The sequence below is a fragment of the Lentzea atacamensis genome, from assembly GCF_003269295.1.
GTDB lineage: Bacteria > Actinomycetota > Actinomycetes > Mycobacteriales > Pseudonocardiaceae > Lentzea > Lentzea atacamensis.
The window spans coordinates 733,688-754,703 of the sequence record NZ_QLTT01000003.1; the positions used below are offsets into that span (position 1 = coordinate 733,688).

The following is a 21,016-nucleotide window of genomic DNA, read 5'->3' on the forward strand; positions in this document are numbered from 1 at the left end:
GGGCGCGGCCGTGTCACCGTCCCGGGGGTGGTGACACGGCCGCAGGACGACCACGCGCTGCCTTTCGATGCCGATGTGACAATTGTTCGATGGAGAGCACCTTGGGTGTCGAGGCGGGATCGCCGGCCGCTGTGCTGCGCATGCTGATGGACGGCAGCCCGCGCACCCGAGCGGAGATCGTGGCCGCGACCGGTCTCGCCCGTTCCACGGTGCGTGCCAGGCTGGACCTCCTCGTGGCAGCCGGGCTGGTCACCGGCAGCGGCACGGGGGAGTCCACCGGCGGACGTCCGGCCGGCCGGTTCGGGTTCAACCCCGGCGCCCAGCTCGTGCTGGCGGCCGAGGTGGGCGCCACCCACGCCACCGTCGCCGTCTCCGACCTGGGATGCCGGTTGCTCGCCGTCGAACAGGTGGACCTCGACGTGGCGGACGGACCAGCGGTGATCCTGCCGCTGCTGGTCATGACCTGGCGAAAGCTGCTGGAGACCGTGGACGCGGCGGAGATCGCCGGCGTGGGCATCGGGCTGCCGGGGCCGGTCGAGCACTCCACCGGCCGGCCGAACAACCCGCCGATCATGCCGGGCTGGGACGGGTTCGACGTGCCGGCGGCGATCGCGGCGGAGTTCGACGTGCCGGTGCTGGTCGACAACGAGGTCAACCTGATGGCGCTGGGCGAGCACACGGCCTCGCACCCGGACGTGCGGCACATGATCGTGGTGAAGGCGGCGACCGGCATCGGCGCCGGGCTGATCAGCAACGGTGTGCTGCACCGCGGCGCGGCGGGCGCGGCGGGGGACCTGGGGCACATCAGGGTGCCCGCCGGTGAGGAGGCGCTGTGCCGCTGCGGCAACACCGACTGCCTGGAAGCCGTCGCTGCCGGCCCCGCGGTGGCGGCGAAGCTGCGGGAGCTGGGACATCCCGCGCACTCGACGGCCGACGTGGTCAGCCTGGTCCGTTCCGGCAACCTCGAGGCCGGCCGGGTCGTGCGGCAGGCGGGCAGGGACATCGGCGAGGTGCTCGCGGGCTGCGTGAGCATGTTCAACCCGTCGCTCGTGGTCATCGGCGGGCTGCTGGCGGACGCGGGCGAGATGCTGCTGGCGGGCGTGCGCGAGTCGATCTACCGACGCTCGCTCCCGCTGGCCACGGAGAACCTGCGGATAGTCGCGTCGAGCGCCGGCGTGACGGCCGGGGCGCTGGGTGCGGCGGCGATGGTGGTGAGGCACGTGTTGTCGCCGGAGGTGCTGGACGCGCGGCTCGGTCAGGTCGCCGCCGGTGGCTCCACGGGTGAGGTGCAGCTGTCTTCTCGTGCCACCAGGGTGAACTGATTACAGAGCTGGCCGTCCCCTCACGGCGGCGCAACGACGAGTAATGGCGATGCTCATCCTTAAGGCACGTGGGCTTTGACAGCAAAGTTCTAACTTTTGATTGACAGCAGCCAATAGTCACGCCTACCGTCGCCTCATGACTGCGACCCGCGTAACACCGGGGCACCTGACCGTGGTCGCGGTGCCGCGCCCCAGACGTGAGCGCCCCAGCGGCGATCACATCGTGGCCGTGGGCAAAGAGCCCACAGCGGCGACCCGGCGCCTGCTGCGGCTCATGTGCACCGGTGCGACCGACCGTGCGATCGCCCGTGAGCTGGACGTCAGCCTGCGCACCCTCAACCGGCGCATCGCGCGCCTGCAGTCGTTGCTCGGCGTGCAGTCGCGGTTCCAGCTCGGTGTGGTCGCGGCCGAGCTGGAGTGGCTCACGGTGCCCCCGCCGCCGCAAGCGGTGGGGGAGTGAACGGTCAGGGCTCCAGGCCGCCTTCCGCTGACCCGGCTGCTCCCGGACCTCAGGTGCCGTCGGCGCGGACCAGGACGGTGCCTGTGCCGTCGTGGATCATCGCGCCGGTCGGAGCGCTCAACACCAAGGCGAAGGTCTCCTCCGGCTCGGGCACCCTGTCGCTTTCGATGCGGACGCGCACGGCTTTCCGGGTTTCGCCTGGTTGGAAGACCAGGTCCACGCTGAGCGGCCGGTAATCCGAGCCTGCGACGGCGGTGATGTCCGCGGTGATGGCTCGGACACCGACAGGGCCGGTGCTGGGCGCGGTGAGCGAGACGGTGAATTCCGCTTCCACTTTGCCGTTGCCTCGTGGACGCTCACCGACCGCAGGAGCGTCGGAGAGCACCAGTGCGGGAACCACGCTGAGCGTGACTGTCGCTTCCGACGAGGTGTCCGGTCCATCCGAGGCGACGTAGGTGAAGGTGTCCATGCCGGTGAAGCCCGGGCCCGGTGTGTAGGTGAACGAGCCGTCTGCGGCGAGGTCGACCGCGCCGTGGGCGGCTGGTGCGGCCAGCTGTGCGGTCAGTGGATCACCGTCAGCGTCGGTGTCATTGGCCAGGACTCCGGGTGCGGCCACCGCGGACGCGGTGCCCGCGGGGACGACGAAGGCGTCGTCGACGGCGACCGGGGGGTCGTTGGGGATCACCGTGACCGTCACGGTCGCGGTGTTGGACATCGCGTGCGCCGCGACGGTTGCCGGACCGCCGTCGGCGGCGCGGTAGGTGAACGACGTGGTGCCGCTGAAGTCGGGAGCAGGGGTGAACGTCACGCTGTCACCGGAGATCGGGCCGAGTGTCCCCTCGGCAGGCGGGCTGACGATCTCGTAGCTCAGCGGCTCGGGCTGGCCGTCCGGGTCGCTCCCCAGCAACGTGATCGACACGGGGTGGTCCTCCACGGTGGACCGCGACAGATCCGCGGCAGCCGGGATCGCGTTGACCCGGATCTGCCCGCTCGTGGTGAGCTGGCGGCGCGAGGCGTCGGCGGCGTCGAGGGCGCCGTTGTCGGTGAACCGTGCCCGGACCGTGTGCAGGCCAGGCACGGGTGTGCCCAGGTCCTGCGTGAGCTGTGCGGCGGACAGGTTCGGGTGCAGAAGGTTCCCGCCGGACACGACGGGCACGGTGTGCTCCAGCCGCTCGAACGTGCCGTCGGCCAGGGCGTCCCACTCGACGACCTGAGCCGTGCCGCCGCTGTCCGCGGCCGTGGCGACCGCCTGCACGGTGGTGCCCTCGTTCACCGATGGCGGTGAACTCGGCTGGGCGCCCGCGAAGCCGATCGACCCGGTCAGCGAGCCGGGGCCGTCGTTGACGACCGCGTTGCCGAGCCGCCACCAGCCGCCGGTGGGCGCGTGGGTGATGGGGTAGTTGCCGTTCTCGTTGCCGAACTGTGCTTCCACGACGTAGTGGCCGCGGCTCGGGAACGCCATCGACACGGTGTAGGGCGTGTTGTCGTCGAGGCCGACATGCTGGGTCGCGGCACTCACGTCGCCGTTGTTGAGCCTGCGCCACCGGATGTTGGCCCGGTCGCAGTCGTCGCTCCCGCCAGTGGTGTCGACGTCGTCGCAGGCGAAGGTGTAGGCGTTCAGCTGACCGGGCGTGAGGTCGGTGGTGGCCTGCGCGGCCGACGTCAGCCGGGGGTAGTCCTCCGACGCAACGCAGTTGGTGTCGTCGACGAACCGTATCGTCGTCGTCATCGCACCACTTCTGTTGCCTGCGCTGTCCACCGCGCGCATCCGGATCGGCACGTCGACCCACTGCTCTTCCGGGATGAATATCCCGCAGACCAACTCAGGCTCGCCGACCGTGATCGGCACCATGACACGCGATGTCCGCAGACCGCCTGCCGCGGACCCGTAGGTCTGGGCGGTGACGGGACGCGGCGTGGCCGAGCCGCTGCTGTCGGTGTTGTCGTAGTCGGTGTCCGCGCTGACCGCCACGATGCTGACGCCCGGCGCGTGCTGCACCAGCAGCGTCGCGATGAACGGACTGGCGCTCGTGCCGCCGGGCAACTGCTGGGTCTCCGCCCACTGCGCGTTCCCGCTGTTCTGCGCGCCCGCGTTGAGCACCACGGGCGCCACCTGCGCCTGAGCCGTCAGCGGCACAGTGACCACACCGAGGGTGACCGCGCCGACGACCGCGATCCGGAGGCACTTCCCCACCTGGGTCATCGTCGACTCCCGTCCACACGAGAATCTCAGATGATGCGTCAAGCCTTGCCCCAGTTCCAGGGCATGAGCCGAATTGCGGACCAAAGACCCTGGTCACCCAGGTAGGCCGGAGTGAAGCCTCAGCGAACCATCTACACGAAACAGTCGGCTTGTGCCCGGCACCCGGAAACGAGTGTCATCCGGATCGACTTCTGACCAGCAACGCGAGTTGCGTGCGATCGCGCAGGTTCAGCTTCCGCAACGCGCTCGACACGTGGTTCTTCACCGTGCCCTCGGTGATGTGGAGCCGATCGGCGATCTCCTTGTTGCTGGCGCCTACGCCGATCATCCCGGCGATGTCGCGTTCCCTTGCGGACAACAGCTCGGCGCCGGGAAACCCTTGTGCGGGCTGGGTTATCTCCGCGATCAGGCGCGCCGCGACCGGGCTGCCGAGGACCGTCTGCCCCTGCGCGACCTTCCTGATCGCGGCCACCAGGTCGTCCGGTGGTGTGTCCTTCAGCAGGTAGCCGCGGGCCCCTGCCCGCAGTGCGCCGAAGACGTACTCGTCTTCCTCGAACGTCGTCAGCACGAGACAGGCGATCTCGGGGTGCTCGGTGTTCAGCCTCGCCACCAGCTCGACGCCGTCCATCACGGGCATGCGCGCGTCGACCAGCGCCACGTCCGGCTTCACGGCGAGCGCCTGCAGAGCGGCCAGACCGTTCTCGGCTTCCGCGACCACCTCGATGCCCTCCTCGATGTCGAGGAGCTTGCGCAGACCGGCGCGCATGAGGTGCTGGTCGTCGACGATGAGGATTTTGATCATCGGGGCAGCTCCACCTTGATCTCGAAGCCGCTGGCCGCGTTGCGAGCGGTCACGGTGCCGCCCGCAGCCGAGACCCGTTCTTTCAGTGCTACCAAGCCGAATCCGGGGGTCAGCGGTTCCGGTGCGCCCTTGCCGTTGTCGGTGATCGTCAGCTGGACGCGGTGGCCTGGGAAGCTCAGTTCGACGGTGGCCGTGGTGGCTTCGGCGTGTCTGACCACGTTCGTCAGGCATTCCTGGAACGCGCGGTACAGCACGATCTCCGTGTCCGGGCCCAGCCGGGGTTCCCGCCCGGTGACCCTGAGGTCGACCCGCAGGCCGGCGCCGTCGAAAGTGCGGGCCAGTTCGGCCAGCGCCGCGCTGCCCAGCCGGCCGTCCAGCGCGAGCGGCCGCAGCGCGCGAACGGAGCGTCTGGTCTCGGCGAGTGCTTGTGCCGTCAGCTCTTTGGCCTGGCTCACCTCTGCCCAGGCGTCTTCTGCCGTCCGGTCGCGGAGGCGTTGGGCGTTCTCCAGACCGATCTTGATGACGGTCAGGTAGTGGCCGATCGAGTCGTGCATGTCGCGGGCCGTCCTGGCTCGTTCCTCGGCGATGGCGAGCTGGCGGATCTGTTCCTCGCGGTTCTCGAGCCGCACGCGGGTGGAGGTGAGCCGTTGCGTGGACACGGCCATCTGGATGCCGAAGCCGCACAGCACCGCTATCACGCTCGCCTGCTGCAGGCCGAAGCTCCAGTCGTGCATCCACCACCCACTCGCTCCGATCAGCGCGGACATCACGCCGAGGAGGACGTACGCGGTGTGAGGGCCGAAGGACTGGCCGATGGTGCCGTAGGCGATCAACAGCAGGGGTGCGGTCAGGCCGGTGCCGTCCACGTACGCCACCGCGAGGCAGACCGCCAGGAACACCAGCGGGACAGGGGAGCGGCGCGGGTGGAGCTCCCACGGCAACCTCAGCCACACCACGACGAGCAGTGCTACCAGCGCCACGAGCGCCGGGATCCCGAGCCGTGGTCCGAGCATCGTCGGCGTGCCGAGCAGGTGCACCACCAGCACGGCGGGCGCCATGATCCAGAACAGCACGTTGAACAACACCGGACGGGTCACCGAGCCCACGTTAGCGACGCCGCCGACCTCGCACATCAGCACGAAGTAGCGCCTGGCCATGACTCAGGTCATGTGTCCGCCGCCCGATGTGCCCGAGTGGCCGTCGCGCCTACGTTCTCGGTCATGACCAAGACGACGGGCCGGATTCTCCTGGCGCTGCTGGGTTTCCTCGCGTGCGTGTTCCTTCCGGCGCTGCTGACGAGCGGCCTGCCCCCGATGGTGGCCTACCTGGTCGGCGTGACCGGGGTGTCGGCCTCCGCGCTCGCCCTCGTGTTCCTCTTGCGCCGCTATGTCGACCGGGAGCCGTTCCGAGAGCTGGGCCTGCGCAGGAAACCTGCTGATGTCGTAACGGGTTTCGTGATCGCGGCGGTCACCGCCCTGGCCGCGGGTGGGCTGGCGGTGCTGCTCGGCTTCGCGGAGTGGACCGGTGTCCCGGCCGTGCCGATGTGGCTGCTCCTGGTCAAGGTGCTGGCGATCTTCCTCGGTCAGGCGTTCCCCGAGGAGCTCGTCTTCCGCGGCTACGTCATGACCAACCTGGGTGGCGGGTGGCGCGCGATCGTGATCAGCTCGGTGTTGTTCGGCGCTCTGCACGTGTTCTCAAACGGCGGTGCGACGACCGTCCCCGAACGTCTCGTGTACGCGTTGATGGCCATGGGTTTCGGGCTTGCGCTGGCGATCTGCCGTGGTGGATCGCTGTGGCTGGCAATCGGTTTCCACCTCGGCTTCAACGTGTTCCACCAGCTCTTCGTCACGCCGAAAGCCTCGGCGCCGTTCGAACTGATCGTGTTCGCGGGTCTGGTCATCGCGGCTGGAACCATCCACCTGGCGCGGGTGTGGAGGAAGGCGAAAACCGTTGCGGCGCCACGACTTTCGTAGGCCTTCAGGGTCAAGTCGAGCGGGTCCTACCTGAGATACCGCTCCACTTCGGCAATCCACTCCGGCATGCCCTTGTAGACCTTCCGGTATAGATTGAGAATCTCTTTCTTGGTCATGTGCTCCAATTCGTCCTTGGGGATCTTCTTGGCCAGTGCGGTGGAAATCGGTGAGTGCTGAGCAGCTGCCAGAATGATCGACGGGGCCTTTCGGACGTCGTGTCCAAGATGCTTGAGAACGGACTGTTCGATGATGTGGTGGGCCTGGTACGCGCCGCCGTGACCTCTGGTGAATACCGAGAAGGAATCGAACGGCCCGATGATACCGCGTTTGTTCAATTCGGCTGCGATGACCGGCCTGCCTTTATCGAATTTCTTCGCCAGAGACTCGGCGGCTTCCATGGACAATGTGCGGCTGACTCGATCTCCAGATCGGATTGCCTGAATGAAAGCCTTTCCTTCCGCGTTGGGCGAAATCGCTTTCTTGGCGACAGTCTTGGCGACGTTCTTCATTCTTAGTATGACGCCCAGCGTCACCTTGCCGCCAGAGGCTGCCCCCTTCTTCAGTGCGCCTTTGACAAGCAGCTTCGCGCCGACGCCAGCGGCACCCTTGCCGATGCCGGACGGTGTCGGAACGTAGTCCAGCGGACCGAGCCCTTCGGATTCGATGCCGACCGCAGTTCCGGCATCCACGACAAAATTCCCCTCGCGATCGACGAGCCGCGAGATGCCGTCGGCATGAAACGTCCGGTACCCGATGATTTCTTTTGTTTCCGGGTCCAGTACAACGCCGCTGATGCGGCTACGATTCTCGGGAAGGTCCTCTTCGAAATCGCTGATGCCTTGCGGGCCGGACTCGTCGTCCACGGTGATTTCGCCGTCGCCTGCGCGCGCCGCCTCACCTGGGAGTCGGACACTGGCCGGTGGCGCGATTATCGGATCGATTTCCAAATCCGTGTTCACGAGCGCGGCACTCGTGCCGGCGTTCGGTCCCCACAGGAAGTTGACGATGTCCGCGATTTGATCCCGGGGAAGTGTCTCGACCCGCTTCTTTTCTCGGAGCAGAAACTCCAGATCCCGCTGCATCTTCGCGCGCACGGTCTGCATCGCGAGCACGAGTCTGGGCCCGCCGACCAACGCGCCGGCCTCCTCATCACTGAGAACTTTCTCTGTGAGCTTGGCCAATCGAGGTAACAGGTCGTACATCGGCAGGCCCTGGATCGCCGCGAGCGGAGCGTTGTTCTCCTCTCTGCGCTGCACCACGAACTCTGTGCCCGGTGCCTTTATCGCGCCCGTCAGCAGAGCATCGACGGCACTGTTCCCCGCGAGACGCTGCAGTCCGAGCAGGGTCGCCGGCGCTGCGGCGGTTCGCTGAGGCAACGTATCCGCCGCGCGCACTGTTTCGCGATGCTCGCGTGCGCTACTCATTGGAACAGCAAACCCGTCGGGCGCAGTCGGGAGCAAGCGACCGTGCGCACCCCGCAGGGCAGAGATCGTTGCCCGAAAGGGCTCGTGTCCAGGGATCTAAAGGTCCTAGACGGGTCCGATGGCGCGCGCTGAGATCGCGATCATCAGGGATGTGCCGAGAGTAGTCGTCTGACCTGCGACGATGCGACGAATGGCGGCACCGGCACGGCCCGGGGCCATGATCTAATCGAGCACCTCCGCGGTCGCGGAATTGGGCGCTCACAAGGGGGATTCCATGACGTTGCGCAGAAATGCCGTCAGGATCACGGCCGGCGCGCTCGCGGCCGGATTCGTGCTCGTCACCCTGGCATCGGGTACGGCAGGCGCCGACACCGTGATCCGCAAGCCCCAGTCGGTGGTCGGGCAGGTCGACGCGCCCGACAACAACGTGATCCGCAAGCCGCAGTAGGTCCGACCAAGGTCGGTGTGGTCAGCTCCGGACACACGTGTCCGATGTGGATGCCGCGGGTGATCGTGGTGGCTTCGTCCCGCGCGAGCCCCGTGCGGGTAAGACGGCGGACTCGAACGAGCCCGCCCCGCCACACTTCGTCCTGTCGGAGTTCCTGAGGTTCTCGATGATCTGCTGCACGGCCTTCTCGCCGTCACCGTTCACCGGGATCCCGCGGACCGACACCCGCACGTTCCACCGCCCGGCGACGGCGTGCACCGAGAGCCCGCCGCCGCTGGGCTCACTCGCCTTGCACGACTTGGTCCCGGGGTCGAGTGCGCCGCTGGTGCAGAGCATCGGCGTCAGCCGTTCGGACTCCTCCTGGCTCGCGTAGGCGACGAGCCCGAGGCTGAGGACCTCGCGGCCGTCCGAAACGGAGACCTTGCAGCTGTCGGCTACTTCGGAGACGACCTGCGAGACCACGAAGCCCTCGGTGATGACCGCGAGCGGCTCGGGCTTCAGCAGGCCGGGGCAGCCCGACTCGACCTTGGCGGCGAGGCCCGCGGGCACGTCGGTGCCGCAGGCGGCCGCGGTGGCGAGCACGAGTGCCACCACGGCGCTCGCGAACCTGGTTCTCATTTGTTGGCCCATGATGTTTCGGCACGTCCGGCGCCTGCAAGCAGCGCGCGGCGTGAAGTTCACATGTGGAGACCGGGCTGCGTCAGTCGCGTTTCGCGAGGAAGACGGTGTTGGTGGAGTTCCTGTCCTGCAGGGGGTTGGGGAAGCTGACGATCTCGGCTCGAACCGCGGTGAAGACAGTGGCGAGAGTGGCGGTGAACTCCTCGTCGGGCGGGTCGTTCGACCACAGCGCGAACACCCCGCCAGGACGCAGCAGGCCGGAGAGGCGCCGCAGTCCTTCTGGCTGGTAGAAGTCGGCGTTGGTCGGGTGCAGCAGGTGCCGTGGCGAGTGGTCGATGTCGACGATGATGGCGTCGTACTGCCTGCCGGGGGTGTCCGGATCGAAGCCCTGGCCGGAGCGGAGCATGGCGAAGAAGTCACCGTGGACCAACCGGCACCGCGGATCGGCCGTCAACGCCGTTCCTGCGGGGATGAGTCCCTGCTGGTGCCATTCGATCACTTCGCTGAGAGCGTCGACGACCAGCAGCGAGTCGACGTGCGGGTGCTCCAGCACGGTTTGTGCCGTGTAGCCGAGCCCGAGACCTCCCACCACCACCTGCAGGGGTTCGCGCGGCAGGTCCGCGAGAGCGAGCCGTGCCAGTTCGACCTCGGCGACGGTGAACAGGCTGGACATCAGGAACTCGTCGTTGAGCTTGATCTCGTGGATGTCCTCGCCGCTGCGGGGATCGCGCCGCCGGCGCAGGGTGAGCTCACCCAGCGGCGTCTGGCGCCAGTCGAGTTCCTGGAAACGTGCGCTCATGCGTTGGTCAGCTCCGTGGCGGTGGGAGACAGAGGACGGCTGAGGGGCTTTCAAGCCTAACTCGTTCGGGTGAGAAGTCTTACGGCGTCCGGTTCGTGATCAATACGCTACGGCCGCCGTTCCGGCCTCTCACAAGATCCGGATGTGAACACATTGGCCCACATCGCAAGGTCCTGCCGCGTGCTCGGCGTCGCAGCCGCACTCGTTCCGCTCGCGGTACCCGGTACGCCGGCGCTCGCGGACGCGCCTGCCACCGTAGTGTGCACGACGACGTCGGACTGGGCGTACTCGCCCGGTGTCGTACTGGTGCCGCGGCCGTTGCGCACGACCGTGAAGGACGAGTACACCTCGTGCACCGGCGTCGCCGGGGCTGTCGCCGTCACCGGGAGCAGCGAGTTCACCGTCGACCGCAGCGCCGGGTGCGTCGAACCGCTCGCCGCTGTGCCGGAGACCCGCGTCATCACCTGGGCGGACGGCACCACCAGCACGTTCTCCTACACCGTCACCGTGACCTCCGTGCCGGGCGCCGACGTGATCACCAAGATCGGCACCATCACCGGCGGCGTGTTCGCCGGGAGGTCCGCCCAGGCCGTGCAGGCGGCTCCGGCGACGGATCTGCTGCGGTGCCTGACGGAAGAAGGAATCACGCACCAGTCCTCAGCCGGCACATTCACCGTCCTTTGACCGCAATGCTGGCCATGAGCGGTGTGCCGCTCGACGAGGGCGCGAGGCTGTTGCGCCGGCATGCTCCTGAGCTGACGTGGCAGGACAGGTCGCCTTTCCTCGGCGCCGTTGCCGCGCCGGCGATCCCGTGGTTGCGCTTCGCCCACCGCGATCACCGGCGCGAGGAAGCCGTTGCCCTTCCGGCGAATCCTCCCCCACCGCGTGGCCTGGCGGTGAGCTTCGCACCCGAGGACGGCATCGGAGCGCACGCCTGGGCGGCCTCCTCGGGTCTGCGGTTGCTCGCCGCGGAGGCCGCTGCGGTGGCCACCGCGGCAGACAAGATCACTTCACTGGAGCTGTTCGCGCGAGCCGGGGCCGACACGCCCCGGACCTGGGTGGTGGAGAAGGAACTGCCCGCCGCCGCAACGGTTCCACTGGTCGTCCAGCGGCGGCAGAACAACCTCACCGGCAAGGGCACTCGCCTGGTCACGTCGCCGGAACAGCTGGACGAGGTGCTGTGCGAGTGGAGCGGTGAGGCGTTGCGGGTCTCGTCCCATGTGGACGGTGTGCCGGTCACCGTGAGCGGCTGCGTGACGCGGCAGGGCACGGTGGTGTCGGCGTTGTCCCATCAGCTGGTCGGGATTCCCGCGCTCACACCGTACTGGGGTGCGCACTGCGGCAACCAGCTCATCGCCGAGCACGATCTGCCCGCCGGGGCGGCGTCCCGGTGCCGCGAGGTGTGTGCCGCGGTGGGAGACCAGCTGGCTCGGCTGGGTTTCCTGGGTGCCTTCGGGCTCGACCTGCTGGTCACTCCCGACGCGGCCGTGTTGGCGATCGAGATCAACCCGCGGTTCCAGACCGTGGTGTCGCTGGTGCAGGCCCAGGAACGCGCCGCGGGCCTCCTGCCCACGCTCGGTACACACGTGCTCGCCTCGTTGCTGCCTTCTGTGGCCGTCGAGGAAGTCCGCACGGCCTGTCTGAAGCTGAGCCAGCTCGTCGTGACCGCCGATCGCACCGGTGTGGTGAGGGACGGCATCACCTCGGGCGTGCATCGGCTGGCGAACGGCAGGCCGCGGCGCTGCGGAGACGGCGATCTCGTGGCGTTGCGGCCCGGTGAGGCGTTGTTGTGGGCGCACGCCCATCCCGGCGATCCCGTGCGGCCGGGGGAGGAGCTCGTGCTGCTGCAACTGCCTGGTCACGCCGCGTCCGTGCGAGCGAACCCAGAACTCACCGCAGAGGCGCGCACGTGGATCCGGGCCGTGCGGCGCGCTCTGGTGATCGACGATGTCTGACCGGGCGGGATGGATCGACCTGCCGCCGGACCGCATGCGCGAGCTCGGTCACCAGGTGATCGACCTCGTCGTCGACCACCTCACGGGGCTGCGCGGGCAGCCGGTGCGGACCCTCGCGTCGGCGGACGAGCTGCGGCACGTGCTCGACGATCCCGTGCCGGAACAGCCGGGCGATCCCGGTGCTCTGGTGGAGTTCCTCACCCGCGAGGTCCTGCCGAGGTCGCTGCGGCTCGGCCACCCCGGCTGCCTGGCGTTCATCCCCAGCGCCAACAACTTCCTCGGCGTTCTCGGCGACCTGCTGGCCTCTGGCTTCAACGTCTCGCCCGGCGCGTGGCCCGTCGGCGCGGGCCCCGCCGCCGTGGAACTGGTCACGGCACGCTGGCTCGCCACCCTGCTCGGCCTGCCGCAGGACGCGGGAGGCCTGTTCACCCCTGGCGGCACGCTGGCCAACCTGACCGCGCTCGCCGCCGCCCGCGACGACCGCCTCGGCTCGGACGCGACCGGCGGAGTGCTCTACTGCTCGGACCAGACGCATCCCGCGGTGCTGCGCGCGTGCCACGTTCTGGGGCTGCGACAGGAGCAGGTGCGGATGCTGCCCGCGATGAGCCCGGACGTCGTGCGACAGGAGGTCCGCGCCGACCGCCGCGCCGGCCTTCGCCCGTTCCTCGTGCTGGCGAACGCGGGAACGACGGGAACCGGCGCGATCGACCCGTTGCCCGCGCTGGCGGCCCTGTGCCGCGAGGAACAGCTGTGGCTGCACGTGGACGGAGCGCACGGTGCCGCCGCGGCACTCACCGAACGCGGCCGGAAGGTGCTGCGCGGGCTGGACGAAGCCGACTCGATCGTGATCGACCCGCACAAGTGGCTGTTCCAGCCGTATGAGATCGGCTGTGTGCTGGTGCGCGATCCCGGTGTGCTGCATCGTGCGTTCACCATCGACAGGTTCCGCGCACATGCGGGCTATCTGGCCATCTCCCGTCCCGCCGAGACGGAAACGAACCTGTCCGACCACGGCGTGCAGTTCACGACCGAGGCCCGTGCGCTGAAACTGTGGTTGTCCCTCAAGGGTTTCGGCGTGGCGGCGTTCCGCGCGGCGATCGACCGCGGACTCGACCACGCGGAGCACGTCGCCGCGCAGATCGCGGACATCCCGGAGCTCGACCTCGTCGCAGGGCCGAGCCTCGGCATCGTGTGCCTGCGCTACCGGCAGGGCACCGACGACGTGCAGGCCGCAATCTGCCGTGAGATCAACGAAAGCGGCGACACACTCATCGCGACGACCACTGTGGACGGCGCGCTGGCGTTGCGGCTGTGCACGATCAACCCGCGCCTCACGCCGGCGGACCTGGACGGCGTGCTCGCCGCGATCGTGCACGCCGGGCGGTCGATCGGACGAGACTCCGCAGTGGACTCTCGGCCCGTCACGCTTTCCTGACCGGCTCTGCGGCGCGCACTGGCGCTGCTCGCCGAAGGCTCGGAGGTCGCCTGGACTGTCTGCCCCGACGCGGACGGCGTGCTGATGCTCGAACAGGTCACAGGTGACTGGACCGGCGTGCTCCGGGCGCTCCAGGTGCCACCCAACGCGGGGTTGACCGGCAAGGTGTTCCAGACCGGGCGCGCGGAGTGGGTCGACGACTACTTCGGCAGCCAGGAGATCACCCACGACTTCGATCGCCACATGGCCACCGAGAAGGTGTGGCGAGTGCTGGCGGGTCCCGCTGTTGCGCGACGGCAAACCGCACGGCGTCCTCGCCCTCGGCCCCCGGCAGGTCGGAACGTTCGGCGACCGCGAGATCGAACACGCCTCGGCGATCGCGGCCAGGGCCGCGCTGGCGGTGTCGGTCGCCGAACGCGCCCGCCTGAGCCGGGAGATCGCGGTCCACGAGGAACGCCGGCGGATGGCGGTGCGCCGGACCGTCCACACCGGACACGGCGTGCGGGTGGACGAGGTGGCGGTGGCTCCGCCTGGCACGTTGCCGCGCAGCTCCAGCGGCAAACTGCTGCGCGCGTGGTGCCGGGACGCCTACACGGCGGGTGCACCCGGCTGAAGATCGCGTCCTGTCGATCACGAGACTCAGGCCACGAGGCCGTGACGGAAGGCGTAGACGACGGCCTGCACGCGATCACGCAGGTCGAGCTTGGTGAGAATGCGCGAGACATAGGTCTTGACGGTCTCGTGGCTGATCACCAGTGCCGCGGCGATCTCGCCGTTCGACAGGCCTTCCGCGATGAGGCGCAACACCTCCAGTTCCCGCGCGGTCAACGGAACGTCGTCCGGGCCACCCCCGGCGGGCCGGATGCGTTCGGCGTACCGGCCGACCAGCTGCCGGGTCACCTCGGGCGCCAGCAACGCCGCGCCGGACGCGACCGTTCGGATGCCGTGCAGCAGCTGGGCGGGCGGAGCGTCCTTGAGCAGGAACCCGCTGGCGCCCGCTCGCAACGCCTCGTACACGTACTCGTCGAGGTTGAACGTCGTCACCACGAGCACCTTGGCCGGACGCGCCACACCGGCACCCGCCAGCAGGCGGGTCGCCTCGATGCCGTCCAGCACCGGCATGCGGACGTCCATCACCACCACGTCCGGGTTCAGCTGCCCGGCGAGGTCGACCGCGGCACGTCCGTCGCCGCATTCGCCGACCACCTCGAGGTCGGGCTGGGCGTCGATGATCGTCCCGAAACCCGTGCGGATCAACGCCTGGTCGTCGCAGACCAGCACCCGGATCACGAGGGACTTCCCGCCGGGATGCGAGCGCGCACGACGAAGCCGTCGTCCCGCCTGCCCGCACTGAACTCGCCGCCGAGCGCGCTGACCCGTTCGCGCAGACCGGCGAGACCCCGTCCGCTGCCACCGGGGGAGACGGACGAACCTGCGCCGTCGGTTCCCACTTCCACCACGATCTCGCTTTCGCCGTGCCGCACGTGCACCGTGGTGCGGCTGCCGTGCGCGTATTTGAGTGCGTTCGTCAACGCCTCCTGCACCACCCGGTATGCCACCACTCTCGCGCTGCCCGTCGGTGGCGCACCCTCCTCGGTGAACTCCACCGGCTGGCCGGCCTTCCTGGTCTGCTCCACCAGCGCGCTCAGCTCGCCGACGGACGGCGTGCGCGGATCGGCGTCGTGGTCCGGGTTCAGCAGGTCCAGCAGCTGCCGCAGGTCCGCGATGGACCTGCGGCCGGTGTCGGTGATCGCGGTCAGCGTCTGGTCCAGGCGCTCGGGAGCCGCGGTCAGATACCGCGCCGCCTCGGCCTGCACCACCATCGCCGTCACGTGGTGGGTCACGACGTCGTGCAACTCCCGGGCGATGCGGGTCCGTTCCGCCTGACGGGTCGCCTCGGCCACGTGGCGGCGGCGCTCCTCCTCCGCGGCCTTGTTGAGGCGCAGCCACGCCCCGATCGCCCACGCCGCGGCCAGCGCCAGGTAGAACGTGACGAACCCGGTCACGCCCTCGGCCGACCCCTGCCGATCGAGCGCGAAGGCGAGCGGCACGTACGCCGCGGAGGCCAGCACCGCGGTGGTGCGGCGGTGGTGGTTCAGGTGCAGGCCCGTGCTCAGCAGCGCGATGGGCAGTGCGGTGCCCGCGACCGCGTGGTAGCCGAGGAGCTGGTCGGCCGCGAACCCTGCGGACACCAGTGCGAGGCAGACGATCGGCCACCGCCTGCGCACCACCAGTGGCAGGCATTCCAGCGCGATCACGGCGATGGCGAGTGCGTCCAGCGGCCGGCCCGGCAGGTCGCCCAGCTGCGTTCCGCGGTTCTGCAGCGCCGGTGTCAGCGAGGCCAGCACGAGTGCGACCGCTGTCGGAGCGTCCCGGACCGTGACATCCCAGCGGCGCCACAGATCCGGGACTTGCCGGAGGCTGATCACCCGGCGAGCGTAGCGGCAGGGCGGCGGCGCCGAGGCACGATGGTGCCCCTCCGCTTGGCCAGCCACAGGAACACGACCGTGACCACCACACCCGCCAGCACCGAGTACGCGCTCGCCTCCGGGCCGAACTCGCCGCCGCTGAGCAGCAGTGGACCGGACGTCACACCGTCCAGCAAGCCCTGCGGAGCGTCCTTTCCGGACACGCTCGCGCTGAAGATGCCGCCCTGGGCGAAGTTCCAGCCGAAGTGCACCCCGATGGGCACCCACAGGTTGCGCGTGGCGGCGTAAGCGGCGGCCAGCATGAAGCCCGCCTCGACCGCGATGGCGATCGAGGTCCACAGCGTGGCGTTCGGGTTGAACAGGTGCGCCGCACCGAACAACCAGCCCGTGAGCGCGAGTGAAACCCACGTGCCGAGGCGTTGTTCGACGATGCGGAACAGGATGCCGCGGAAGATCAGCTCCTCCACCACGACGGCCGCGGCCATGAAGCCGAACAACGCCGAAGCGCCCGCGAGCGAACCCGGGCCCCGTACCTCGTAGCCGCCGAGCAGAGCGATGTTCACGATGACCGCACCGAACATGCCGAGGCCGATCAGCAGTCCCCGCCCGAACGCGGCGCCCGCTCCCTCGACCGCCACCTCGACCGGCGTCCTGCGTTCGGTCCTCCGCACCACCCACGCGTACACGAACAGCGAAAACGCCGCCGTCGCCAGACCGAGCAACAGGGTGAGGGGCACGTTCCACCGCACCGCGCCGACGAGCGCGCTGCCGCCGAACGAGACCAGCCCCACCGCTACGAGCTGCCACAACAGTCGCATGACCTGTCCTTCGTGAGATGTCCGTTGCTGTTGCCGGGAACGCTATGGATTCAGCGGTCCGGAATCGTCACCGCGCGGTGGACATCTGCGGGTAGCTCTCACGGGGGACGAACAGCGGTTCCGGTCTCCGCGCGGATGCGCGCCTCAGTGTCCGAAGTGGACAGTGACCGGCGGATGATCCGCGCGTCATCGGCGCCGGAGACGAGCTCGTGCTCGCTCACGAACGCGAGCGCCTGCACCGGCCCGGTGTGCATTCGGTGGAGATCAGCAGGCCGCCGTCGGGGACGAACTCGACGGCGCCCGCGATCCACGGACCTCCGGAGAACTCAGCAGCCTCGGTCCAGCAGCCGGCGGACCAGGTCCAGCAGGTCGGCCTCCGCGTACGGCTTGGCGAGCAGGACAGCCGCGTCGTCCAGTTTTTCCTCGGTCGTGTAGCCGGACACGTACAGCACAGGCAGACCGGGCCGGATCCGCTGCACCGTGGCCGCGAGCTCGGGTCCGCCCATCTTCGGCATCACGACATCGGTCACGATGAGGTCGATGTCGTCGTGGGTGTCGACGTGCTTCAGCGCCTGCAGCCCGTCGCGCGCCTCGATCACCGCGTACCCGGACCGTTCCAGCAGGCGGCGCGTCACGGCGCGAACCTGGCTGTCGTCCTCCACCAGCAGGATGGTTTCCGAGCCAGAGTGAGGTGATTTCCGGGGCGTGGCGCGGGGGAGCGGTGCGGTGGACGTCTGCGCTCGGGGCAGGTACACGGAGACCGTCGTGCCCGCGCCGGGCGAGCTCGTCAGGTGGATCTGGCCGCCGCTCTGCTGCACGATGCCGAACACCGTGGCCAGGCCGAGGCCGGTGCCCTTGCCCGCGGGTTTGGTGGTGAAGTACGGCTCGAAGATCTGAGCCTGGACCGACTCGTCCATGCCGGTGCCGGTATCGCTCACGACGAGCGCGACGTAGTGGCCGGGGCGCACGCCGACGATGCGGCCCGCGTGGCAGGCGTCGAGGAACACGTCGTCCGTCCCGACGTGGAGCACGCCGCCGTCCGGCATCGCGTCACGGGCGTTCGCGGCCAGGTTGAACAGGATCTGCTCGAGCTGTCCGGCGTCCGCCCAGACGTGCGACACGTGTTCGGGCAGGTCCAGAGTCAGCTCCACGTCCTCACCGATCAGGGTGGTCAGCATGGCCCGCACCTTCGTGATCGCCGCGTTGAGGTCCACCCGCTCGGGGTTCAGGACCTGCTGGCGCGTGAACGCGAGCAGCTGGTGGGTCAGGTTCGCCGCGCGCTCACCGGCGTGCCGGATGTCCTCGATCTCCGGCCGCCGTGGATCATCCGGAGAACTGCGCCGCAGGAACGCCTCGCTGTTGCCGTTGATGACGGTCAGGATGTTGTTGAAGTCGTGGGCGATGCCACCGGTGAGGCGGCCGATCGCCTCCATCTTCTGCGCGTGCCGCAGCCTGGTCTCCAGCCGCTCGCGTTCGGCGATCTCGTCGACCAGTGCCGCGGTGCGCTCCCGCACCCTGTCCTCCAGCTCGGCGTGGGCCAGCTCCAGCGATCGCCGGGCCTGTTCGGCTTCGGCGAGGGCCTGCCGTTCCCGCTCGAGCATCCTGATGCCGCGCAACGCGCCGGCGAGCTGCTGCTGGATCGCTTCGTAGACCCAGCCCGGCATCGGGCCCACCTCGAACAGCACGAACCCCAGCTGCTCCTCGAGTCCGAAGAGCGCGGCGGCCACGAAGCTGCCCGGCTCCGGCCGGTCGATCCGGTGGGGCGTGAGCCGCGTGGACCGGAACGACAGCGCCGTGCGGTCCTGCCGCAGTTCACCGTTCTCGTACGACATCAGCGGGCGCGACCACTCACGGGTCGACTCGTACGTCATCACGTGGCAGCCGGGGATGCCCAGCCTGGGGAGTTCGGCCACCAGTGCGCCGGTGAGCTCGGCGACGTCCCGCGAGACGATCAGCCGCTGGCCGGCCTCGCGCACGGTTTGGTCCTGCCGTTCGTGCAGGAGGTGCTCGAACGTCCGTTCCCGCTCGACCACGTCGGACACCATCAGCTGCACCCGCAGCCACAGGTCCTCGATCGCGCCCGCGTCCGTGCCGCGCTCGAGTGCGAACCGGCGCAGGTAGAACAACGGCGCCCACCACGACTGGGCCGCGCATCCGGCGCGTGCGCTGTCGCGGAGATGCTCCGCGAACAACTCGAGGAAGTCCCCGCCGCTGCCTCCTGGCCGGCCGGCGTCGAGGAACAGGCCGGTCAGGCGTTCGGCCCAGCCGTCCGGTAGCACGGCCGACTTCGGACCGAGTCCCTGCCGCAGGTTCGCGGCGACGGCCTCCGCGGTGTCGTGCTCCGGCACGTCGAGATTCCCGTGCGCGGGGGCCGAGCCGCCGTTTCCGGAGGGAATGCAGCCGCAGGAGCGACGGACGACGAGCTCGGTGGGAATGATCTCCAGAGCGGGCACCGGCTCACCGCGGACCAACGCGCTCGCGAGGTCGGCGGCCCGGCGTCCCATCTCGTAGAACGGGGCGCGCACCGTCGTCAGAGCCGGCGTTCCCGCGTCGATGTTGACGCGGCGGTGCACGCCTCCCGAGGACTGCCGTGCGGAAGCCTGGTAGCCGAGATCGTTCGAGCGGATGCACGTGTGGTTGTCGTACCCGACGACGGCAACGTCTTCCGGCGTGCCCAGCCCCGCCTCCTGCACGGCGGTCACGACCCCCAGCGCGAACTCGTCGTTGGCGGCGGCGAAGGCGTCCGGCGGTGCCGCGGCCCCGTCGAGGATCTTGGCGACCGCGTCCGCCGCGGCGGCGGGATCCCAGGACGGTGCCGGCGTGGTCACCAGCTCCGGCTCGACCTGCAGGCCGTGGCGTGTGAGCGCGTCCACGTAGCCCTGGTAGCGGTCCTGGGCGCCGGCGTGTGCCAGCGGGCCGCGGACGAAGCCGATCCGCTGATGGCCGTGCACCTCGATCAGGTGGCTGACCGCCTGGTCCATGCCGCGACGGTTGTCCATCAGCACCGTCGGCCAGTCCGCCAGGTGTGCCTCGACGCTGACGATGGGGATCGGCGCGTAGCGGCCGGCGAACTCGCGCATCGCCTCCTCGCTGATCTGCTGGCTGATTCGCGTCGTCCAGATGACGAGAGCGTCGATCCGGTCGGGCGCGATCAGGTCGTAGACCGCGTTCGCCTGCCGTTTGTGGTGGTCCGGGTGGGCCAGCTCGGTGCCCGTGAAGCAGATGAGATCGCAGCCGTTGGCGGCGGCGCCGTCGCTGACGCCCTGCCACTGCTCACCGGTGAGCTCGATGAGCGGGCCTGCCGTGATCATGCCGATGGTGGGCCGCACTGTCTCGCTGTCTCCCGCGAACCTCTCACACCCGGCTGTCGTGCAGCCGGAGCCAGCGTCAGATGGTACGCGCGGTGTGGAACACGCGACACCCCGTCACGATCAGTCCGGCCACTCCCAGCTGATGCCGATCACACCGGAGTTCATGCCGCTTGTCGCGACGTGCACCGCGTGGTGGGCGTTGAGCATCAGTTCTTTCACCCGATGCCGGTCCACGTACAGATCGGTGCGGAAGTAGTCGTGCACCCGTGAAGGCAGCGCGTCCGGGTGAAACCGCACCTCCATCAGGCAGGTGCCCTCCGGCCGGCGAAAAGCGTGCGCGAAGTCGCTTTCGGACTCGGAGGTCGTGGCGTCGTGCAGCTCGTACTCCCACACCCACGTCTCGCCGGACTGGAGCCGTTGCCCGAAGAGCAGTTCAGCGGCCAACGCTCGTCCTTCCCGGTGGCGCAGCAGTCGCCCGACCGCACAGTTGCGCACCGGCACGACGCGGACACGATCGATCGCACAGCCCGGTGCGCCGAAGTAACGCACCACAGTTCTGTCGACGTCGTCCCGCCGGGCGCGGGCGAGGCTGCGGACGGTGACGCGCGACGGGCTGCGGTGCGCGTCCACGGTCACCGCGTGCTCGGAGGTGATCACCTCGAGATTCCAGTCCCGCGCACCGGGGAGCATGTCGAGCAGTTCGCCCATCGGGCCGTGGTACTCGTCCACGCCCTGCTGTGGCCGGAACGGCGTCAGGTGGTGAGTGGCCAGCAGACCCGTCAACGCGTTGCGGGGCAGGCCGAGGATCTCCTCCAGCACGGCGACGGCGCGCAACGAGTTGGGCCGCTGGGGCCGCGCGCGGCCGTGCTGCCAGTCGCTGAGACTGGCCAGCCCGATCTGGATCCCTCGCTCTGCCAGCCGCGACCGCAACCGGTCGAGCGGCAGCCCGCGCTCGCGGATCGCGGTGCGCAACACGAGATGAAACGGTCCGGTCATCGTGCTCCTCGCCGGTCCACCTT

General features: G+C 69.2%; 20 protein-coding genes. 8 read left to right on the plus strand and 12 right to left on the minus strand.

The features are described from left to right. The first annotated feature begins 89 nt into the window (after positions 1–89). Both C8D87_RS17775 and C8D87_RS17780 read left to right on the plus strand, forming a co-directional pair. Positions 90–1,322, plus strand: a complete 1,233-nt coding sequence (locus C8D87_RS17775; protein WP_112227497.1) for an ROK family transcriptional regulator — start codon at positions 90–92, stop codon at positions 1,320–1,322. 136 nt (positions 1,323–1,458) lie between these two features. Then, the gene (locus C8D87_RS17780; RefSeq protein WP_112227498.1) at positions 1,459–1,782 is read left to right on the plus strand and encodes a LuxR C-terminal-related transcriptional regulator; all 324 of its coding nucleotides are present in this window, start codon (positions 1,459–1,461) and stop codon (positions 1,780–1,782) included. Between the two features lie 49 nt (positions 1,783–1,831). Here C8D87_RS17780 and C8D87_RS17785 read toward each other — a convergent pair whose 3' ends face one another. From C8D87_RS17785 to C8D87_RS17795, 3 genes are all read right to left on the minus strand, one after another. Continuing rightward, positions 1,832–3,985, minus strand: a complete 2,154-nt coding sequence (locus C8D87_RS17785) for an Ig-like domain-containing protein (protein ID WP_112227499.1) — start codon at positions 3,983–3,985, stop codon at positions 1,832–1,834. A gap of 175 nt (positions 3,986–4,160) precedes the next feature. After that, on the minus strand, positions 4,161–4,787 hold the full coding sequence (locus C8D87_RS17790) for a response regulator (protein WP_109636561.1): 627 nt from the start codon (positions 4,785–4,787) through the stop codon (positions 4,161–4,163). Continuing rightward, the gene (locus C8D87_RS17795; RefSeq protein WP_109636562.1) at positions 4,784–5,944 is read right to left on the minus strand and encodes a sensor histidine kinase; all 1,161 of its coding nucleotides are present in this window, start codon (positions 5,942–5,944) and stop codon (positions 4,784–4,786) included. The genes C8D87_RS17790 and C8D87_RS17795 overlap by 4 nt, the downstream gene beginning before the upstream one ends. A 63-nt stretch (positions 5,945–6,007) precedes the next feature. On the opposite strand from C8D87_RS17795, the gene C8D87_RS17800 reads away from it, so the two are divergent. Then, entirely contained in the window at positions 6,008–6,760 is a 753-nt protein-coding gene (locus tag C8D87_RS17800; RefSeq protein ID WP_146771746.1) for a CPBP family intramembrane glutamic endopeptidase, read from the plus strand. 26 nt (positions 6,761–6,786) lie between these two features. On the opposite strand, the gene C8D87_RS17805 is transcribed toward C8D87_RS17800, so the two are convergent. Next, the gene (locus tag C8D87_RS17805; protein ID WP_146771747.1) at positions 6,787–8,184 is read right to left on the minus strand and encodes a hypothetical protein; all 1,398 of its coding nucleotides are present in this window, start codon (positions 8,182–8,184) and stop codon (positions 6,787–6,789) included. Positions 8,185–8,458: 274 nt separating this feature from the next. Between C8D87_RS17805 and C8D87_RS45955 the strand changes: the two genes are divergently transcribed. Continuing rightward, positions 8,459–8,632, plus strand: a complete 174-nt coding sequence (locus C8D87_RS45955; protein WP_170166467.1) for a hypothetical protein — start codon at positions 8,459–8,461, stop codon at positions 8,630–8,632. 21 nt (positions 8,633–8,653) lie between these two features. Here C8D87_RS45955 and C8D87_RS17810 read toward each other — a convergent pair whose 3' ends face one another. Both C8D87_RS17810 and C8D87_RS17815 read right to left on the minus strand, forming a co-directional pair. Then, positions 8,654–9,250 carry a hypothetical protein gene (locus C8D87_RS17810; RefSeq protein ID WP_112227502.1) on the minus strand — a complete coding sequence of 199 codons (597 nt, stop codon included), beginning with the start codon at positions 9,248–9,250 and terminating at the stop codon, positions 8,654–8,656. A gap of 82 nt (positions 9,251–9,332) precedes the next feature. Next, a complete protein-coding gene (locus C8D87_RS17815; RefSeq protein WP_112227503.1) occupies positions 9,333–10,049 on the minus strand; it encodes a spermidine synthase in 717 nt (238 codons plus the stop codon). A gap of 180 nt (positions 10,050–10,229) precedes the next feature. On the opposite strand from C8D87_RS17815, the gene C8D87_RS17820 reads away from it, so the two are divergent. From C8D87_RS17820 to C8D87_RS47765, 4 genes are all read left to right on the plus strand, one after another. After that, positions 10,230–10,733, plus strand: a complete 504-nt coding sequence (locus tag C8D87_RS17820; protein WP_112227504.1) for a hypothetical protein — start codon at positions 10,230–10,232, stop codon at positions 10,731–10,733. A 14-nt stretch (positions 10,734–10,747) separates the two neighbouring features. Then, positions 10,748–12,004 (plus strand): ATP-grasp domain-containing protein, encoded by a 1,257-nt coding sequence (locus C8D87_RS17825; protein WP_170166468.1) that lies wholly within the window; start codon positions 10,748–10,750, stop codon positions 12,002–12,004. Continuing rightward, complete coding sequence (locus tag C8D87_RS17830; RefSeq protein WP_112227506.1) at positions 11,997–13,439, plus strand: pyridoxal phosphate-dependent decarboxylase family protein; 1,443 nt, start codon at positions 11,997–11,999, stop codon at positions 13,437–13,439. Before C8D87_RS17825 ends, C8D87_RS17830 begins: the two co-directional genes overlap by 8 nt. Before the next feature lie 286 nt (positions 13,440–13,725). After that, positions 13,726–14,052, plus strand: coding sequence for a hypothetical protein (locus C8D87_RS47765; protein WP_233442154.1), 327 nt, complete (start codon positions 13,726–13,728; stop codon positions 14,050–14,052). 26 nt (positions 14,053–14,078) lie between these two features. Here the strand turns inward: C8D87_RS47765 and C8D87_RS17840 are convergent, their stop codons facing one another. The 6 genes from C8D87_RS17840 to C8D87_RS17860 all read right to left on the minus strand — a co-directional run bounded on the left by C8D87_RS17840 (position 14,079) and on the right by C8D87_RS17860 (position 20,993). Continuing rightward, the gene (locus tag C8D87_RS17840) at positions 14,079–14,729 is read right to left on the minus strand and encodes a response regulator (RefSeq protein ID WP_112227507.1); all 651 of its coding nucleotides are present in this window, start codon (positions 14,727–14,729) and stop codon (positions 14,079–14,081) included. Beyond that, positions 14,726–15,868, minus strand: coding sequence for a sensor histidine kinase (locus tag C8D87_RS17845; RefSeq protein ID WP_112227508.1), 1,143 nt, complete (start codon positions 15,866–15,868; stop codon positions 14,726–14,728). The genes C8D87_RS17840 and C8D87_RS17845 overlap by 4 nt, the downstream gene beginning before the upstream one ends. Continuing rightward, positions 15,865–16,686, minus strand: a complete 822-nt coding sequence (locus C8D87_RS17850) for a CPBP family intramembrane glutamic endopeptidase (protein ID WP_112227509.1) — start codon at positions 16,684–16,686, stop codon at positions 15,865–15,867. Before C8D87_RS17850 ends, C8D87_RS17845 begins: the two co-directional genes overlap by 4 nt. 98 nt (positions 16,687–16,784) lie before the next feature. After that, positions 16,785–16,940: a hypothetical protein gene (locus C8D87_RS45960; protein ID WP_170166469.1), complete on the minus strand. Its 156-nt coding sequence runs from the start codon at positions 16,938–16,940 to the stop codon at positions 16,785–16,787. 72 nt (positions 16,941–17,012) lie between these two features. Beyond that, positions 17,013–20,015, minus strand: a complete 3,003-nt coding sequence (locus tag C8D87_RS17855; protein ID WP_112227510.1) for a substrate-binding domain-containing protein — start codon at positions 20,013–20,015, stop codon at positions 17,013–17,015. A 102-nt stretch (positions 20,016–20,117) separates the two neighbouring features. Then, complete coding sequence (locus C8D87_RS17860) at positions 20,118–20,993, minus strand: thiamine pyrophosphate-dependent enzyme (RefSeq protein WP_112227511.1); 876 nt, start codon at positions 20,991–20,993, stop codon at positions 20,118–20,120. Positions 20,994–21,016 lie beyond the last annotated feature (23 nt).

Coding starts and splice junctions, on each gene's coding strand:
- C8D87_RS17775 (WP_112227497.1), top strand. CDS start 90: ATGGAGAGCACCTTGGGTGTCGAGGCGGGATCGCCGGCCGCTGTGCTG.
- C8D87_RS17780 (WP_112227498.1), top strand. CDS start 1,459: ATGACTGCGACCCGCGTAACACCGGGGCACCTGACCGTGGTCGCGGTG.
- C8D87_RS17785 (WP_112227499.1), bottom strand. CDS start 3,985: ATGACCCAGGTGGGGAAGTGCCTCCGGATCGCGGTCGTCGGCGCGGTC.
- C8D87_RS17790 (WP_109636561.1), bottom strand. CDS start 4,787: ATGATCAAAATCCTCATCGTCGACGACCAGCACCTCATGCGCGCCGGT.
- C8D87_RS17795 (WP_109636562.1), bottom strand. CDS start 5,944: ATGGCCAGGCGCTACTTCGTGCTGATGTGCGAGGTCGGCGGCGTCGCT.
- C8D87_RS17800 (WP_146771746.1), top strand. CDS start 6,008: ATGACCAAGACGACGGGCCGGATTCTCCTGGCGCTGCTGGGTTTCCTC.
- C8D87_RS17805 (WP_146771747.1), bottom strand. CDS start 8,184: ATGAGTAGCGCACGCGAGCATCGCGAAACAGTGCGCGCGGCGGATACG.
- C8D87_RS45955 (WP_170166467.1), top strand. CDS start 8,459: ATGACGTTGCGCAGAAATGCCGTCAGGATCACGGCCGGCGCGCTCGCG.
- C8D87_RS17810 (WP_112227502.1), bottom strand. CDS start 9,250: ATGAGAACCAGGTTCGCGAGCGCCGTGGTGGCACTCGTGCTCGCCACC.
- C8D87_RS17815 (WP_112227503.1), bottom strand. CDS start 10,049: ATGAGCGCACGTTTCCAGGAACTCGACTGGCGCCAGACGCCGCTGGGT.
- C8D87_RS17825 (WP_170166468.1), top strand. CDS start 10,748: ATGAGCGGTGTGCCGCTCGACGAGGGCGCGAGGCTGTTGCGCCGGCAT.
- C8D87_RS17830 (WP_112227506.1), top strand. CDS start 11,997: ATGTCTGACCGGGCGGGATGGATCGACCTGCCGCCGGACCGCATGCGC.
- C8D87_RS17850 (WP_112227509.1), bottom strand. CDS start 16,686: ATGCGACTGTTGTGGCAGCTCGTAGCGGTGGGGCTGGTCTCGTTCGGC.
- C8D87_RS45960 (WP_170166469.1), bottom strand. CDS start 16,940: ATGCACACCGGGCCGGTGCAGGCGCTCGCGTTCGTGAGCGAGCACGAG.
- C8D87_RS17860 (WP_112227511.1), bottom strand. CDS start 20,993: ATGACCGGACCGTTTCATCTCGTGTTGCGCACCGCGATCCGCGAGCGC.